The 15,526-nt window shown below is 69.6% G+C and carries 17 protein-coding genes; 10 read left to right on the top strand and 7 right to left on the bottom strand.

The annotated features are described in order from the left end of the window. Positions 1-380 precede the first annotated feature (380 nt). Positions 381-638 carry a WhiB family transcriptional regulator gene (locus HUN08_RS12140; RefSeq protein WP_174900991.1) on the top strand — a complete coding sequence of 86 codons (258 nt, stop codon included), beginning with the start codon at positions 381-383 and terminating at the stop codon, positions 636-638. Between the two features lie 47 nt (positions 639-685). Here HUN08_RS12140 and HUN08_RS12135 read toward each other — a convergent pair whose 3' ends face one another. After that, positions 686-1,192 (bottom strand): metallopeptidase family protein, encoded by a 507-nt coding sequence (locus tag HUN08_RS12135; protein ID WP_124247220.1) that lies wholly within the window; start codon positions 1,190-1,192, stop codon positions 686-688. A gap of 100 nt (positions 1,193-1,292) precedes the next feature. Between HUN08_RS12135 and HUN08_RS12130 the strand changes: the two genes are divergently transcribed. From HUN08_RS12130 to manA, 3 genes are all read left to right on the top strand, one after another. Next, complete coding sequence (locus HUN08_RS12130; protein ID WP_301546703.1) at positions 1,293-1,694, top strand: DUF3499 domain-containing protein; 402 nt, start codon at positions 1,293-1,295, stop codon at positions 1,692-1,694. Positions 1,695-1,780: 86 nt separating this feature from the next. Continuing rightward, positions 1,781-2,899, top strand: coding sequence for a hypothetical protein (locus tag HUN08_RS12125; protein WP_124247222.1), 1,119 nt, complete (start codon positions 1,781-1,783; stop codon positions 2,897-2,899). A gap of 2 nt (positions 2,900-2,901) precedes the next feature. After that, positions 2,902-4,161: a mannose-6-phosphate isomerase, class I gene (manA, locus tag HUN08_RS12120; RefSeq protein ID WP_124247223.1), complete on the top strand. Its 1,260-nt coding sequence runs from the start codon at positions 2,902-2,904 to the stop codon at positions 4,159-4,161. Here the strand turns inward: manA and HUN08_RS12115 are convergent. Both HUN08_RS12115 and HUN08_RS12110 read right to left on the bottom strand, forming a co-directional pair. After that, a complete protein-coding gene (locus HUN08_RS12115; RefSeq protein ID WP_124247224.1) occupies positions 4,158-5,645 on the bottom strand; it encodes a type VII secretion protein EccE in 1,488 nt (495 codons plus the stop codon). The two genes, manA and HUN08_RS12115, sit on opposite strands and share 4 nt — an antisense overlap. A gap of 105 nt (positions 5,646-5,750) precedes the next feature. Next, positions 5,751-6,398, bottom strand: a complete 648-nt coding sequence (locus tag HUN08_RS12110; RefSeq protein ID WP_301546702.1) for a TetR/AcrR family transcriptional regulator — start codon at positions 6,396-6,398, stop codon at positions 5,751-5,753. 73 nt (positions 6,399-6,471) lie between these two features. Between HUN08_RS12110 and HUN08_RS12105 the strand changes: the two genes are divergently transcribed. After that, the gene (locus HUN08_RS12105) at positions 6,472-6,915 is read left to right on the top strand and encodes an ester cyclase (RefSeq protein ID WP_124247225.1); all 444 of its coding nucleotides are present in this window, start codon (positions 6,472-6,474) and stop codon (positions 6,913-6,915) included. A gap of 143 nt (positions 6,916-7,058) precedes the next feature. Then, a complete protein-coding gene (gene eccB / locus HUN08_RS12100; protein WP_165353495.1) occupies positions 7,059-8,453 on the top strand; it encodes a type VII secretion protein EccB in 1,395 nt (464 codons plus the stop codon). Positions 8,454-8,456: 3 nt separating this feature from the next. On the opposite strand, the gene HUN08_RS12095 is transcribed toward eccB, so the two are convergent. Further along, complete coding sequence (locus HUN08_RS12095; protein WP_301546701.1) at positions 8,457-9,071, bottom strand: TetR/AcrR family transcriptional regulator; 615 nt, start codon at positions 9,069-9,071, stop codon at positions 8,457-8,459. 209 nt (positions 9,072-9,280) lie between these two features. Here HUN08_RS12095 and HUN08_RS12090 point away from each other — a divergent pair, with 209 nt between their 5' ends. The 3 genes from HUN08_RS12090 (at position 9,281) to nrdE (ending at position 12,230) form a co-directional block, all read left to right on the top strand. After that, the gene (locus HUN08_RS12090; protein WP_124247227.1) at positions 9,281-9,520 is read left to right on the top strand and encodes a redoxin NrdH; all 240 of its coding nucleotides are present in this window, start codon (positions 9,281-9,283) and stop codon (positions 9,518-9,520) included. A gap of 18 nt (positions 9,521-9,538) precedes the next feature. After that, entirely contained in the window at positions 9,539-9,982 is a 444-nt protein-coding gene (gene nrdI, locus HUN08_RS12085) for a class Ib ribonucleoside-diphosphate reductase assembly flavoprotein NrdI (protein ID WP_124247228.1), read from the top strand. Between the two features lie 166 nt (positions 9,983-10,148). After that, on the top strand, positions 10,149-12,230 hold the full coding sequence (gene nrdE, locus HUN08_RS12080) for a class 1b ribonucleoside-diphosphate reductase subunit alpha (RefSeq protein ID WP_301546997.1): 2,082 nt from the start codon (positions 10,149-10,151) through the stop codon (positions 12,228-12,230). Positions 12,231-12,254: 24 nt separating this feature from the next. Here the strand turns inward: nrdE and HUN08_RS12075 are convergent, their stop codons facing one another. The 3 genes from HUN08_RS12075 to HUN08_RS12065 are packed head-to-tail and all read right to left on the bottom strand — an operon-like array spanning position 12,255 to position 14,793. Then, positions 12,255-12,764, bottom strand: coding sequence for a PaaI family thioesterase (locus tag HUN08_RS12075; protein WP_124247229.1), 510 nt, complete (start codon positions 12,762-12,764; stop codon positions 12,255-12,257). Then, a complete protein-coding gene (locus HUN08_RS12070; protein ID WP_124247230.1) occupies positions 12,761-13,468 on the bottom strand; it encodes an MBL fold metallo-hydrolase in 708 nt (235 codons plus the stop codon). Before HUN08_RS12070 ends, HUN08_RS12075 begins: the two co-directional genes overlap by 4 nt. After that, positions 13,465-14,793, bottom strand: coding sequence for a S9 family peptidase (locus HUN08_RS12065; RefSeq protein WP_124247231.1), 1,329 nt, complete (start codon positions 14,791-14,793; stop codon positions 13,465-13,467). Before HUN08_RS12065 ends, HUN08_RS12070 begins: the two co-directional genes overlap by 4 nt. Positions 14,794-14,894: 101 nt before the next feature. On the opposite strand from HUN08_RS12065, the gene HUN08_RS12060 reads away from it, so the two are divergent. Beyond that, positions 14,895-15,503, top strand: a complete 609-nt coding sequence (locus HUN08_RS12060; protein ID WP_301546700.1) for a TetR-like C-terminal domain-containing protein — start codon at positions 14,895-14,897, stop codon at positions 15,501-15,503. Positions 15,504-15,526 lie beyond the last annotated feature (23 nt).

Genomic DNA, 15,526 nt, shown 5'->3' with positions numbered 1-15,526 from the left:
GATTGATGCCAATCCCTCCAGCACGTGTCGAGACAACCGATTACGGTTCGGTAGTGGTATACGCCCAATTTGCCGTTCGGCTTGACCTGGACGATGGTCCACGTGTCTAATCACATCAGTGTCATTTGCGAGTTTGAATTATGGCGCAACGAATGTGAATTGTCTTGAGGCACAGCATATTCGACCATATGTTCGAGTTCGTGGCGAACCACGTGACACCGCGGAGCACATTCGCTGACCGAGACCGAGGCCGGCTAACGACAACGAGAGGAAACGCTGAGATGGGATTTGAGAACCCGCTGGGCGGCGACTCGTCTGCGTTCGGCTTCCCGACGCCATTTGCCGGGAACGCACCACAGGCTGCTCGACAGCACCTATCCATCGTCCCCAACGATTTCGACGCCCTGTTCGACGAGGTCGAGGAGACGTGGCAGGACCGGGCGCTGTGCGCCCAAACCGATCCGGAGGCGTTCTTCCCCGAGAAGGGCGGCTCGACGCGCGAGGCCAAGCGCATCTGCTCGGGCTGCGAGGTCAAGGCCGAATGCCTGGAATACGCCTTGCAGAAGGACGAACGCTTCGGCATCTGGGGCGGGCTGTCCGAGCGTGAGCGCCGGCGCCTCAAGCGCGGCATCATCTGACCGGAGGCAACCGAGCCGAATCGACACGCTGTCGGAGGGGGTCGTCGCTACGACGGCCCGTTCTCGACGGTGTCTTCGTCGATGCCGAGATACGTCGCCACCTGCTCGATCAACACTTCGCGGACGAGGTCGGCCAAGTCGTCGCGATCCTTCGCGCGCAGTTCGAGCGGTCGGCGGAACACCACGATCTGTGCCGCGGTCGGCGCGCCGGTCGCATCGATTCCCGCCGGTAGGAGTCGGGCCAGCGGGATCGCCCGATCCGCCGACACCTCCGGCGGCCAGGACACGCTGGCCGGATCCCTCGGCAGCATGCGCGGGACGTCGTCGACGGCGACGTTGAGGTTCGCCAACTCGGCATGCCACCGGGCGTCGATGTCGGCGAGGGCCTCGATGACGACCGCGTCGAACCCGTCGGCGCGCGACGTCCAGGCGGGCACGGTCTGCGGCAGCAGCGGGGAGCGCAGGCCGCGGTCGCGCCGGTCGCGTGACCGGCGCGAGCGGGTGGGCGCCGGGGCGCCGCTGCGCCGCGGACCCGGCCTCGCCTCGTGTCGCATGGCGCGAGTCTATGCCCCGGACGGCGATCGAAGCGCTCGCATGGGGCTCATCCGGTGTGTCCCGGCCGCACAGGCGCCGCCGGGGGTTAATCTGACAGTCGTGAACCATCCTCGTCAGTGCTCCCGTCCGGCGTGTTCGCGGCCGGCCGTCGCGACCCTGACATACGACTACGCCAGTTCCACTGCCGTGATCGGATCCCTGTCCCGCACGGCCGAGCCGCATTCCTGGGATCTCTGCGCCGAGCACGCGGACCGGATCACCGTGCCCCGCGGGTGGGAGATCATGCGCAACCTGAGCGGTTTCGCCGTGCCGACCGAGGAGCAGGAGCTGACCGCGCTCGCCGAGGCGGTGCGCGAGTCGGTGGCCGTCGGCTCCGAGCAGCCGCTCGACGGGTTCGACGATCTGCCGCCGCGCCCGGCTCCGCTGCTCTCCGAGCCGACCGCGGTGCGCCCGCGGCCGGGCCGCCGCGGGCATTTGCGCGTTCTGCCCGACATCGACTGAGTCCGACGGGCGGCGCGACGCCGATCGCCGTCCCGGGGCCGTCCGGTCCGCGCAGGAGAGGAAGCCGGCAAGGATAGGCTGGAGGCATGCGCACCACAGGGGCCGACCTGGACGACCCGAGCAGCCTCGTCGACGCCGATGTCGACGGTCTGCTCCACTCCGTCGCCCGCTCCGGCGCGCAGGTCCGCGCCGTGGCCGAAGCGGTGCGCGAGGGAGTGGTCGAGCCGCTCGCGACGTTGCGTCCGCGCAGTCTGGTGGTCGTCACCGGCGCCTCGGTGGCCGCCGCCCAATCGGCCCGCTTCGTCATCGCCCATGCCGCCGCCCGCCTCGACGTCCCGCTGGTGTCCACCCCGGCGTTGCCGGGATGGATCGGCCCGCTCGACGTCGTCGTCGTGATCGGCGACGACGCGGGCGATCCGGCCCTCGCCGATGCCGCGTCACGGGCCGCGCGCCGACACGCCGAGACCGTCGTCGTCGCGCCGATCGAGGGTCCGCTCGCCGATGCCGTCGGCGGTCGGGGGATCGATCTCTCGCCGCGCATCGTCGTCCCCGAGCAGTTCCGCTTCGCCGGGCACGTCGCCGCCCTGATCGCGGTGTGTCAGGGGTTGCGCGAGGTCCGCTTCGTCGGCGGCGACCTCGACCTGGAGTTCCTGGCCGACGCCCTCGACGCCGAGGCGGCGCGCAACCATCCCTCGCAGGACGTCTACGGGGCGCCGGCGAAGTCGCTGGCCGAGCGGCTGGTGGCGGCGGCCCCGGTGCTGAGCGGCGACAGCCCGGCCGGCGATGCACTGGCCGCGCGCAGTGCGAGCACGCTGTTCGCCGTCGCCGGAGTCTCGGCCACCGCCGTCGACCTGGCGACGGCGATGACGCGCCTGCTGCGCGAACCGAGCGGGGCGCGCGGCGTCGACGCCATCTTCCACGACCCGGAGATCGACGGGCCCCTGCCCACCCACAACCAGCTGTTCGTCCTGAGCAGTCCCGCCCAGCAGTGGCAGGCCCGTCGACGGGTGGCCGCGCTGCCCGACGCCGAGGTGCTCGTCGGGACGGCACCCGACGAATCGACCGACGACGCCGCGGCGGCGTCGCCGTCCCGATCGGTCGGCGAATCGGCCGACGAGGGGGCCGCGGGCCTGGTGGCCGCCGTCGTCCTGGCGGCGCGACTGGAGATGGCGGCGGTCTACGCGGCACTCCTCGGGGGCCGGTAGCCGTGCGACTGTTGGAGGGGGTGGTCCGCCCCTATGCCTGGGGTTCGCGCACGGCCATCGCCACGATCCGCGGACTGCCGGTGCCCTCGGCACACCCGGAGGCCGAGCTGTGGTTCGGCGCGCATCCGGCCGGCCAGGCGGAGTGCCTGGACGCCGCGGGCCGTCCCGACCGCAACCTGCTCGCCGAGATCGAGGCCGACCCGATGGCCGCCCTCGGCTCCCCGGTCATCGACGAGTTCGGGGTCCGGCTGCCGTATCTGCTGAAGGTCCTCGCCGCCGAGGAGCCGCTGTCCCTGCAGGCACACCCCAGCGCCGAGCAGGCCGCCGAGGGCTTCGCCCGGGAGAACGCCGCCGGGATCCGCCTCGACGCCCCCGAGCGCAACTACCGCGATCCGTGGCACAAGCCCGAGGTCATCCTGGCGATGACGCCCTTCGACGCGCTGGCCGGGTTCCGCGACCCTGCGCGCACCGTCGACCTGCTGGCGCGGCTGGCGTTGGCCGAACTCGATCCCTATCTGGGGATGATCGCCGGGCAGCCCGACCACAACGGGCTGCGCGCGCTGTTCACGACGTGGATCACGCTGCCCGAGGCCGTGTTGGCCGTTCTCGTGCCGGCCGTCATCGATGCCGCGGTACGGGTGCTGTCCGACGGTGAGACGGAGTTCGAGGCCGAGCTGCGCACCCTGCTGGAACTGGGGGAGGCGTATCCGCGCGATCCGGGGGTGCTCGCCTCGCTCCTCCTCAACCGCATCCACCTCGAGCCGGGCGAGGCCCTGTACCTCGCGGCCGGGAATCTCCACGCCTATCTGCGGGGGACCGGCATCGAGGTGATGGCGAACTCGGACAACGTGCTGCGCGGCGGCCTGACGCCCAAGCACATCGACGTGCCGGAGTTGCTGCGCGTCCTCGACTTCACGCCGGTGAGCCCGGATCGGCTCTCGCCGACGGTGTCGGTGGTGGGCGCCGAGCGCGTCTACTCCACCCCGGCCCCGGAATTCCGGCTGTCCCGTGTCGAATTGGACGGCACCGGCCTGCACGCTCCCTCGACCATCTCCTTCGACATGCCCGGCCCCCAGATCCTCGCGGTCACCTCCGGGCGGATCGACGTGCGCGGCGGCGGTCAGAGCCTGACGGCGGAATCAGGCCGCGCGGTGTGGCTGGCGGATTCCGACCCCGACGTCGTCGTCGCCTCGGCCTCGTCGAAAGCGGTGTTCTACCGGGCGCGCGTGCCGCTGGGCGATTCGGTTCCGGACTCCCGCTAGACCGGTTCCGCCGGCACCGGCAGCAGCGCGCATTCGGCTGCCCCGGCGACGCTGGCGAGGTCGATCGCGGTGGGACCGATGTCGAGGGTGATCCGTCCCGGATCGGTGGATGCTCCGCGGATCACGGCCCATGGATCGCGTCGACCGGCTTCGCGGGTCTGCTCGGGCACCAACCGGAACCGCCGGGAACGCTCGGGGTCCCGCGCGTCGGTCTCGTCGACCAGCGCGACCTCGGCCAGGGCGCCCGTGCCGGTGGTCGCGCCCAGGGCCAGCACGCCGTGATCGCCGACCGCGCCCACCAGTCGCTCCCAGCGCGCCGGTTCGTCGGTGTGTACCGAGATCGAGGCGCCGCCGGCGATACACCGCCCGATCAGCAGGGCCGCGAGGCTCTCGTCGACGTCGACCACGACGGGGTGGCGCGCCGAACCGGCCAACGGCACGGTGACGGCGCGACCGGCAGCATCCGCACCGATCAGCGCCCCGTCATCACCGAGGCGAAAAGCCCACCGCGCCAACGAGATCGGATCGACCGGCAATCGCGGCAGATCCACCGTCGGGGCCGCGACGGGCAGGCGGTCGCGCAGGGCGGCCGCCTGTCTTCCGGTCAGCGGGTCGAGGTCCGCCGACGGGGTTCGCCAGACGCGCCCGGCGGCCGGGAACTCGGTGACTCCGAGCATCCCGCCCAGCACGGGTGCGTGCGGTGCTCCGGAGAGGCGCAGCACCGTCGTCGTGGACACCGCGTCGCCGGCCGCGGCGCCCCGCACCGCCGCGGGCCCGGACTCGCGGGACAGGGCGAAGGTGCGCCACGAGACACCGTTCCCGCTGACCGACGTCGCATCGGTGCTGAGCCCGATCCCCGTCGACGTCGCGGGCGGCATCAGTCCGGGACCGAGGAGGCGGTCGGTCAGCGCGGCGAGGTCGTCGGCGGTACACACCGTCGCCCGCAGGCCGCGCGAGGCGAGGAGCGCGGCCAACCGTCGGGTGAGGATGGCCGTCGTGCGCAGCGCGGCGACCGCGGGTGCGGACGACGATCCGGCTGCGGCGTCGGCGGCTCGTACCCGGATGACCGCGGCGACCCGCCGTGCCGAGGCGATCGGCAGCGGTCCCAGCGTGTCGCGGTAGGCGCGCGCGAGCGGACCGGCCCCGCAGTAGCGGTGATCGGAGACGACCAGGTCGACGGTCACCGGCACCCGCGCCGACCGTCGAAACCGGTGCAGGACCGCGAGGTCGACGGTCGGCTCGACGCCGACCACGGGACGGCTCGCGGCGACGGTGTGGGCGCGCGGTGTCGGGCGCACCGCGTCGATAGCCACGGCGGAGACCAGGGTCTCCGATTCCCAGCGCACCCCGACGGGGAGATCGCCGCGCGCGGAGTCGGTGAGGTTCGGGTCGACCGTCGCCGGAAGATCGAAGGCCGGTGGCATGCGCAGGCGGAACACGGCGGTCTGGCCCGCGCGACGACGGTTGACAACGGATGTGAGCACGACGATCCCCCGATTCGGTGCCGGTGCGGCGAGCCCCCCGGCATCGCGCGGTGTGACCGTAGCAAACGGCTTCCCCGCGCCGCGCAGGATTCGTCGCGGAAGCGGCTACGGCGCGTCGAGTGCGGCGACGAGCTGGTGGTGCAGCCAGGACTCGTAGTCGGCGGGCGACCAACCGCAGCGCCGGATGAGGCGGTCGGCGACCTCGGGGGAGGTCAGCGTCCACACGATGTCGTGCAGGCGTGCGCGCCCGACCCCGGAGGGGATGCCGTCCATCGCGTCGAGCTGGTCCAGTGCGTGCCCGTTGCCGGTGCGGCGCTCGCCGTCGATCGTCGCGACCAGCTCGCGCAACGTCGCGTCGCCCCCCGACCCGCCCTCGAGCAGTACCCCGAGCAGCGGGCCGACGCGCTCGTAGATGGTGCGGGAGATGTGCGCGTAGGCGGCCAGGAAGGAGGCAGGGGAGGTGCTGGCGCGCATGGCGAGGAATTCCGGGCGCTCACTCATCGGCACGGGTTCGTCGTCGCCGGCGAGCATGACGTCGTAGACGGCTTTCACCACCTCGGCCTTGCCGCCGATCGAGTTGTACACCGTCTGCGGGCTGACCCCGGCCGTCTGCGCCAGCCGGGCGACGGTCATGCCGTCGTAGCCGCCCGCGAGCAGGGCCTCGCGCGCGGCGTCGACGATCCGGCGGCGCGTCTGCCTGGCCGCCTCCAGGCGCCGCGAGGCGTCGTAGCTGCGCCGATCGGCCATTGCCATCACCCACCAATTTACTTAGAATTATATTCCAGTGGAATTATGATCCACTGGATCTCTCATCGAGGAGGATGCCATGTCCAACCCCGCCATGCCGGCCGCACGCGCCGTGTTCCAGGCGATTACCTCCGGGGATCTCTCCTGCCTGGAGGACTGCGTGACGGAGGACTTCATCGACCACGGGTCGCCGTTCCCGATCGAGCCGGGGCCCCAGGGGTACCGACGGATATTGACCTGGGTGACCGGGGTGTTGCGGCTCAAGTACGAGATCGTCGACACCATCGAGACCGCGGACCGGATCGTGTTCCGGGCGGTGGCGCGCGGCCCGGGAGTCGCGCAGATCCACGGTCCCGCCGCGGTGGGGCGCGAGTACGCGATGTCGACCATCCACATCTACCGGACCGAGGGGGAGCGCCTCGCCGAACACTGGGGCGTGCGCGACGAGGTCGGTGCGATGGTGCAGATGGGCGTGCTGCCGGCCCCGGATCCGGGGGCGCTCGACGCCGCCGCGTCGGGCTAGCCGCGCCGATCTGCCGCAATCCCACCCGTGCGCGACGTCGTCGTGCGAGAGTGGCTGCGCGCCGGTAGTTCTCGGCCGATCCGGGGGGATCGTGCCGATCCGGTGCGCGATCTCAGGTTGGGGGACCGGGGATGGTTCGACAATTGACCACGCGCGCCCAGGTGAGTGGGTACCGCTTCCTGCTGCAGCGCGCCGAGCACGCGCTCGTGCGCCGCGACGCTCGGATGTTGCACGACCCGATGCGGGCGCAGCGCCAATCGGTGACCATCGGCCTGGTGTTGGCGGTGCTCGTCGCCGCCGGGTGCGGGGTGTACGGGCTGATCCGCCCGGTCGGGTCGGTCGCGGACGCGCCGATCGTCCTGAACCGGTCCGACGGCGGGCTCTACGTCGTCGTCGACCACACCGCGCATCCGGTGCTCAACCTTGCGTCGGCACGGTTGATCGCCGGGTCGCCGGCGGAGCCGAAGACGGTGTCCACCGCGGCGCTGCGCTCGCTCCCGCGCGGACCGGCCCTCGGTATCGTCGGCGCGCCCAACACCCTCGGTGCCGGAGCGGCCACCACGTGGACGGTCTGCGACGCGGCCGGTTCGGCGGGTGATCCGCCGGCGCGGACCGCCGTCGTCGTCGGCGACGCCGACCTTCCGGCCGTGGACCCGGGGGCCGGGGTGCTGGCCGCCGTCGACGGGGCCGCCTACCTCGTCTACCGGCTCGGCAAGGGCGCGGAGGCCAGGACGGTGCGGGCCCGGGTCGACGTCGAGTCGGCGCCGGTGCGGCGCGCGTTGCGCCTCGACGGGGTACCCGCCCGGGAGTTGTCACCGGGGTTGGCGAACGCGATCGAAGAGGTCGCGGCGCTGGATGTGCCGACCGTGCCCGGGGCGGGACGGCCCGGACCGTTGGGGCTGCGCGTCGGGTCGGTATTCGCCGTTGCCGGGATCGACGGCCGGACAGAGCACTTCCTCGTCCGCGCCGACGGTGTCGAGCCGGTGACCGCCGTCGCGGCCGAGATGATCCGGCTCGCCGATGCGTCGGCTCCGCCCAGGGTGCCGACGGTGGCGCCGGCCCGGGCGGCCGCGGTGCCCGTCGTGGGCGCGGCGGAGTCGGCGCATTTCCCCGACCGGGTGCCACGGCTGCTCGGGGTCGCCGACGGGCCGGTCCTGTGTCAGCGCTGGCAGCGGGCGGCCGGGGCGCCCCAGGCGCGGACCGAGTTGCTCGGCGGCCACGCGATCCCCGGCGGTGCGCCGGTCATACCGGTGGGGGCCGACGGTCCCGGTCCGCGCGTCGACGAGATCCGCGTGGCTCCCGGCACCACCCACGACGTGCGGTTGACCGGGATGGATCCGCGCAGCGGGCGCCGGCACGGCCGGGTACTGATCGCCGACACGGGAGTGCGTCACACGGTGGCCGACGATGCCGCAGCCGGGGTGCTCGGTCTCGGGGAGCCCGGTTTGGCCCCGTGGCCGATCGTGCGCCTGCTCCCGGCCGGGCCGGACCTGTCGCGGGCGCAGGCGCTGGCCGCCCACGGGTCGTACGACCGGTAGGGCTCAGCGCGCGAGGGCGATGACCAGCTCTTCCCACTGCTGGGTGATCTCGGCCGGGGACAACCCCTCGACGTCGGAGAGGAAGACGACGGCGTCGGCGTGCAGCGGCGCCTCGACGGCCAGCGCGGCCACCTCGGGGCGCGCGACGCCGAGTTCGGCGAGCAGGATGCGCACATGCGTCGTCGACACCATGACGACGGGCATGGTGTAGCGCGCGGCGAGGTCGTGGGCGATCGCCTCGGTGAGGATGTCGCGGTGGGCGAGGGTGTGCTCGAGGCGGGCGCGGCCGTAGGCGAGCAGGCGGTCGAGCGGTGCGGCGCCGGGGCCCAGGGGCGGCGGGCCGAAGAGGAAGCCGTGCTGCAGGCGCTTCTCGTCGTGGTCGATGAGGGCGCGCATGAGGCCGGTGCGACTGCCGAAACGGCGGAAGACCGTGCCCTTCCCGACCCCGGCTGCTGCGGCCACCTCGTCCATCGTCACGGCCGCGGCACCGTGCTCGGCGACCAGGCGCGCGGCGGCGTCCAGGAGGCGTGCCCGGTTGGCCGCGGCGTCGGCGCGCTCGTCGCGCTGCGCCAACAGGTCGTTGCCGACCAGGGGCGGTGCGTCGTCGCGGCTGTCCACGTGTGAAGGGTAGCCGGTCGCCCCGCGGCACCCATTCGGACACGACACGCCGAACACGCCGGGACACGCCGGGAATTTGTGATCCTGTAGGCCTGCGACCAGCGAGTTTCATAAATGTAATTCACAACTTCTAGTGTTGGCTGGCAATGTCAGACACAAGGTGTAGTGTTCGGGATACCAAACGACATCGATGGAATTCGGAGCTGCTGATGGCTATCACCGTCTACACCAAGCCGGCTTGCGTTCAGTGCAACGCCACCTACAAGGCTCTCGACAAGGCCGGTGTGGAGTACGAGATCATCGACATCTCGGAGAACTCCGACGCCCGTGACTACGTCATGGCCCTCGGCTACCTGCAGGCCCCCGTCGTCGTCGCCGGTGACGAGCACTGGTCCGGCTTCCGCCCCGACCGCATCAAGGCACTCGCACACAGCGCCGCCACGGCCTGATTCGTTGCGGAGCGGGCCATGTCGCTGTCGGTCGTCTACTTCTCGTCGGTGTCGGAGAACACCCACCGGTTCGTCGAGAAGCTGGGCCTGCCCGCGGTAAGGATCCCGGTCCACGACGACGCGGCGGCCCCGCTGGTCGTCGACGCCCCGTTCGTCCTGATCACCCCGACCTACGGCGGGGGGCGCAGTGCGACGAGGATCGGCGGCGGTTATGTACCGAAGCAGGTCATCCGTTTCCTCAACGACGAGCGCAACCGCTCACATATCCGCGGCGTGATCGCCGCGGGTAACACGAATTTCGGTGCGGAGTACGGGATGGCCGGGGAGATCATCTCCGCCAAGTGTCATGTCCCGTACCTCTACCGATTCGAACTCATGGGTACCGCCGCAGACGTGGACCGCGTCCGCGACGGGCTCGCCGAGTTCGCCCGCACCACCGGCGAGTTGCTCGTCACCGGCTGATCGTTACGCGATCCGCAGCACCACATCTGTTCCATCTGCACCAGGAGTGTCCATCGTGTCGTCGCCCACCACCACCCCAGACACCGCGTCGGCCAGCCAGTCCGGCGTCCACCCGTCACCCGCCGGGCACGAGCCGGGGGAGTTGGACTACCACGCGCTCAACGCGATGCTCAACCTGTACGACGCGGACGGCAAGATCCAGTTCGACAAGGACCGGGAAGCGGCCAACCAGTACTTCCTGCAGCACGTCAACCAGAACACGGTCTTCTTCCACGACCTCGACGAGAAACTCGACTACCTGGTCGAGGAGAAGTACTACGAGCCCGAGGTCCTCGATCGCTACAGCCGGGAATTCGTCCGCGACCTCTTCGGCCACGCGTATAAGCAGAAGTTCCGCTTCCCGACCTTCCTCGGGGCGTTCAAGTACTACACCAGCTACACGCTGAAGACCTTCGACGGGAAGCGCTACCTCGAGCGCTTCGAGGACCGCGTCTGCATGGTGGCGCTGACCCTGGCCGACGGCGACGAGGTGCTCGCCCGCCAGCTCGTCGACGAGATCATCTCCGGCCGCTTCCAGCCGGCCACCCCCACCTTCCTCAACTCGGGCAAGAAGCAGCGCGGCGAGCCGGTCAGCTGCTTCCTCCTGCGCATCGAGGACAACATGGAGTCGATCGGGCGCTCCATCAACTCGGCGTTGCAGCTGTCCAAGCGGGGCGGCGGCGTCGCGCTGCTGCTGAGCAACGTCCGCGAGCACGGGGCGCCGATCAAGAAGATCGAGAACCAGAGCAGTGGTGTCATCCCGATCATGAAACTGCTGGAGGACTCCTTCTCCTATGCCAACCAGCTCGGCGCGCGCCAGGGTGCCGGTGCGGTGTACCTGCACGCCCATCACCCGGACATCTACCGCTTCCTCGACACCAAGCGCGAGAACGCCGACGAGAAGATCCGCATCAAGACGCTGAGCCTGGGCGTCGTGATCCCCGACATCACCTTCGAATTGGCCAAGCGCAACGACGACATGTACCTGTTCAGCCCGTACGACGTGGAACGCGTCTACGGCAAGCCGTTCGCCGATGTCAACGTGACCGAGAACTACCACGACATGGTCGAGGACAAGCGGATCCGCAAGACCAAGATCAGGGCCCGCGAGTTCTTCCAGACGCTGGCCGAGCTGCAGTTCGAATCCGGCTACCCGTACATCATGTACGAGGACACGGTGAACCGGGCGAACCCCGTCGCGGGCAAGATCACCCACTCCAACCTGTGCTCGGAGATCCTGCAGGTGTCGACCCCGTCGACCTTCAACGACGACCTGTCCTACTCGCACGTCGGCAAGGACATCTCCTGCAACCTCGGTTCGCTCAACATCGCGAAGACGATGGACTCGCCGGACTTCGGGCAGACGATCGAGACGGCGATCCGCGGCTTGACCGCCGTCGCCGATCAGACCTCGATCGACTCGGTGCCGTCGATCAAGAATGCCAACGACAGCGGGCACGCCATCGGCCTGGGGCAGATGAACCTGCACGGCTACCTCGCGCGGGAGCGCGTCTTCTACGGCAGCGAGGAGGGCGTCGACTTCACGAATATCTACTTCTACACGGTGCTCTACCACGCGCTGCGTGCGTCGAACCGGATCGCGCGGGAGCGCGGCAGCGCGTTCGAGGGCTTCGAGAACAGCAAGTACGCCTCCGGCGAGTTCTTCGACAAGTACACCGACAAGGTGTGGGAGCCGGCGACGCAGAAGGTGCGCGACCTGTTCGGCGAGGCCGGCATCCACATCCCGAACCAGCAGGATTGGCGGGAGCTGAAGGAGGCGGTCCAGCGCGACGGCATCTACAACCAGAACCTGCAGGCGGTGCCGCCGACCGGCTCGATCAGCTACATCAACCATTCGACGAGTTCGATCCACCCGGTCGCGGCGAAGGTCGAGATCCGCAAGGAAGGCAAGATCGGCCGCGTCTACTACCCGGCGCCGTACATGACGAACGAGAACCTGGAGTATTACCAGGACGCGTACGAGATCGGGTACGAGAAGGTCATCGACACCTACGCGGCGGCCACCCAGCACGTCGACCAGGGTTTGAGCCTCACGCTGTTCTTCAAGGACACCGCCACCACGCGCGACGTGAACAAGGCGCAGATCTACGCGTGGCGCAAGGGCATCAAGACGCTCTACTACATCCGCCTGCGGCAGATGGCACTCGAGGGGACCGAAGTGGAGGGCTGCGTCAGCTGCATGCTGTAGGGGTGTTGCCTTCGCCCTCCGGCCTCACACGGGAACGATCAGGCAGCTACTGCTGGCGGTCGCGAGGACCATGCCGTGGGCGTCACGGAGGTCGGCCTCGGCGAAGCTGACCCTCTTCCCGGGCTTGGTGACCCAGCCCCGGGCGACGATGTCGCCGTCGTACGCCTGGATCGGCCGCAGGAAGCTGACTTTGATCTCGATCGAGCTGTAGCCGAAGCCTGCGGGGAGTGTCGAATGGACCGCGCAGCCGGCGGCGGAGTCGAGCACGGTGCAGGCCAGCCCGCCGTGCACCATTCCGATGGGGTTGTAGACGGACTCGTCGGGCGTGCAGGTGAAGGCGACCTCACCCTCGGCCACCTCGGCCAACCGGAAACCCATCAACTCGCAGATCGGCGCACCCGGGAGGTCGCCGTGCATCCATTTCGTGAGGAAGTCCCGCCCGGAGAGACTGCGACTGAGTTCCGCCGTGGCCATCGGGTCATTCCAGTGGACGGTCTTCGTCCTCACCCCGTCGTGTGCGCGGTCGTCGGTCATGCGGACTCCGGATTCATGTGGATCGACGGCCCGTGTCCGGGGACGATCGTGCGGGCGGCGTGGTTCTCGAGAAGCTTTGCGCTGTCGAGCGTGCGGGCCTCGTCGTGATTGAAGACCGCGGGCAGGATCTGCGGCCCGGAACGCCGGCTCAGCGGATGGCCGGTCACGAGGGCGTCACCGGAGAACAGCACTCCCTCGTCCGCCAAGAAGTACGCCGTGTGGCCCGTCGTGTGCCCGGGCGTGGGAATCGGCGTCAGCCCGGCGGGCAGGACCACGTCGTCGGCACTGACGACCGACGGGATCCTGATGTCCATGCGCCCCCGGACCGCGACCATCGTCTGGGTGACCCAGCGTCGGCCCGCCGGGTTCGTGAGTTGGCGGAGCATCTCCTTCGGCGTGATCTGCTCCAGATACTCGCGCCGGGCGTGCGGCACCTCGGCCGCGCCGGTGTAGACCGGCATCCCGATCTTCTCGACGAGGGTGGGGATCGCGCCGATGTGGTCGAGGTGGGCGTGGGTGATCAGGACCGCCGCGACGTCGTCGAGGGAGTGCCCGATCTCGCGCACCGACTTCAGCACGTCGGCCGTGTCGCCGAAATAGCCCGCGTCGATGAGCGTCACGCCGGAACCACTGGTGACCAGCGCCCAGTTGACGTTCGTCCCGGCCACCGCGTAGACCGAGTCGGATACCTGGTCGATCTTCATTCTTCTCCTCCGACGTGACACAGATGGTCGCGGAGGAAGTCCTGGGACAACCGCATCCATTCGTCGGCATGCCCCATGGCGCAGTGGTCGTCACCGTCGTACAGCACGAGCTGGCCGTAGGGCGCCCCGATGGCGATGTCGATCGAGTCCTGGGTGCTGACGAGCGTGTCGTCGGCCCCGTTGATCACCAGCAGCGGAATGGGGATTCGCGGGTAGTAGTCGGCGATCGACATCGCCGCGAGTTTTTTCGTCGTGTCCGCCAAACTCTTCGCGCCGGCGGCGTTCCGGAGCGTCGACACCATGATCTCGGGTAGCCCGATCGACGCGAGCGGGCCGAAACTTCGGTTCGTCGGTGCCCCGTTGGCGACGGCGACCTTCAAACGCGAGTCGACTGCCGCCATCCGGGTGGCCCAGTAGGCGCCGAAGCTGAGGCCCATCATCCCGATACGCTCGTCGTCCACCCGAGGATCACCGGCCAGGAAGTCGATGACTTTCGTGTAGACGCGTTCGGCGGCGGGCGAAAGCGGTTCACGGTAAGAGTAGGTGCCCGGCATCTCCATGACGAACACCGCGAGGTCTTCGGATCGGTACTTCAGGAGCGGCAGCAACGCTTCGGCCAGCGTGCCCTCGACGCCGTTGCTCACGAGCACGACCGGCGCCTTCTCCACCCCGCTCGGAGCCATGAGGTAGCCGCGCACCCGGTCGTCGTCGCCGAAGGGGATCTCCACCAGCTCGATCGTCACACCCATCGCAGGGGCCAGGGCGGTCAGCAGGATCTCACCGAGGACATGCGAGCGCTCGTAGGCGCGGAGCCGGAGCGGACTCCAGCCCGGCCATGCCGCGACGAACTCGTAGGTCATTGCTTTGATCAGATTGTCGAGTGCGATCGCCGCGTCCGCGTGAGCGGGATTCTCCGCGCAGAAGCGTTCAGCCGCACCCGGGTCGGCGGCGGCACCGCGTTCGGAGAGGATCGTGACGGCCGGAGCGAGTAGTTCGCCCAGCGCGCGGACATCGACCGCTGCTTCGTCGAGCAGTTCGCTCGTGCTGGGCCCGCCGAGTTGGGCGAGCGCAGCCTCTGCCGCCGCGAGGTGTCGCTCGGCGAAGGACTCCCAGTAGCCGCTCCAGTTGGCGTCCTCGAACGATCGGCAACTCTCCAACTGGATGCGGAATTCCTCTTTCGAGATGCCGCCGAGGTGCGTGAACCGGTCGGCGAAGAGCCGCGGCAGGAACGGCACCGGCCCGAGCCTGCGGGCCGCCCTCTCGGTCGTGTGAGTGAGCGCGCAGGCGGTCACCGCCGCTCGTCGGGTCAAGTCGGTCAGAGACATCGTGCATCCTCCAGAACGGAATATCGCAGAAACATCTGCTTTTGTGTGACAGTACGGTTCGGACGCGACAAACGCAATAGTTTCTGCGTTAGCATGTCCGTGTGACTGACGCCGAGGCACTCCGCCGGCCGGGAGGCCGTTCTGCACGCGTGCGCGATGCCGTCCACCGGGCCGTGCTGGAGACGGTGATCGAGCTGGGCGTGGCCAAGGTCGGCATTCCCGAGGTCAGCCGTCGCGCCGGCGTCCGAGACAGCTCGATCTATCGACGCTGGGGAACTCGCGAGAACCTTCTCGTCGATGCACTTCTCGCTGCCAGCGAGCACTCACTCCGCGTGCCGGACACCGGATCCCTCCACGGAGACCTGAGCGCATTCGCGGGCGCCCTCATCGACTACCTGAACACGCCGCTGGGCGATGGCCTCGCCCGAACACTCGCGGCCATTCCGGACTCGGAGGACACCCGGTCCGCGCGAGACGAGTTCTGGGCCAGTAGATTGCAGACGCTCCTGCCGATGCTCACGCGGGCGATCGAGCGCGGCGAGCTGCCGCCGGACGTCGATGGGCGCACCCTCATCGAACTCGTCATCGCACCGATCCACTTCCGGCATCTGCTCACCCGGGAACGCCCCGACCACGCACTCGCGAGCCGCCTCGCGGCCACCGCGATCCGGGCAGTGCAAACCGATCCGGAAATCGCAGCACGGAACTGAGGGCCGAACAAGGTCCTCGGTTC

Origin of the sequence: Gordonia sp. X0973, assembly GCF_013348785.1 — a bacterium.
Classification (GTDB): Bacteria; Actinomycetota; Actinomycetes; order Mycobacteriales; family Mycobacteriaceae; genus Gordonia.
Note: the sequence above shows the minus strand (reverse complement) of the source record. Positions and strands in the feature narration are given on the sequence as shown.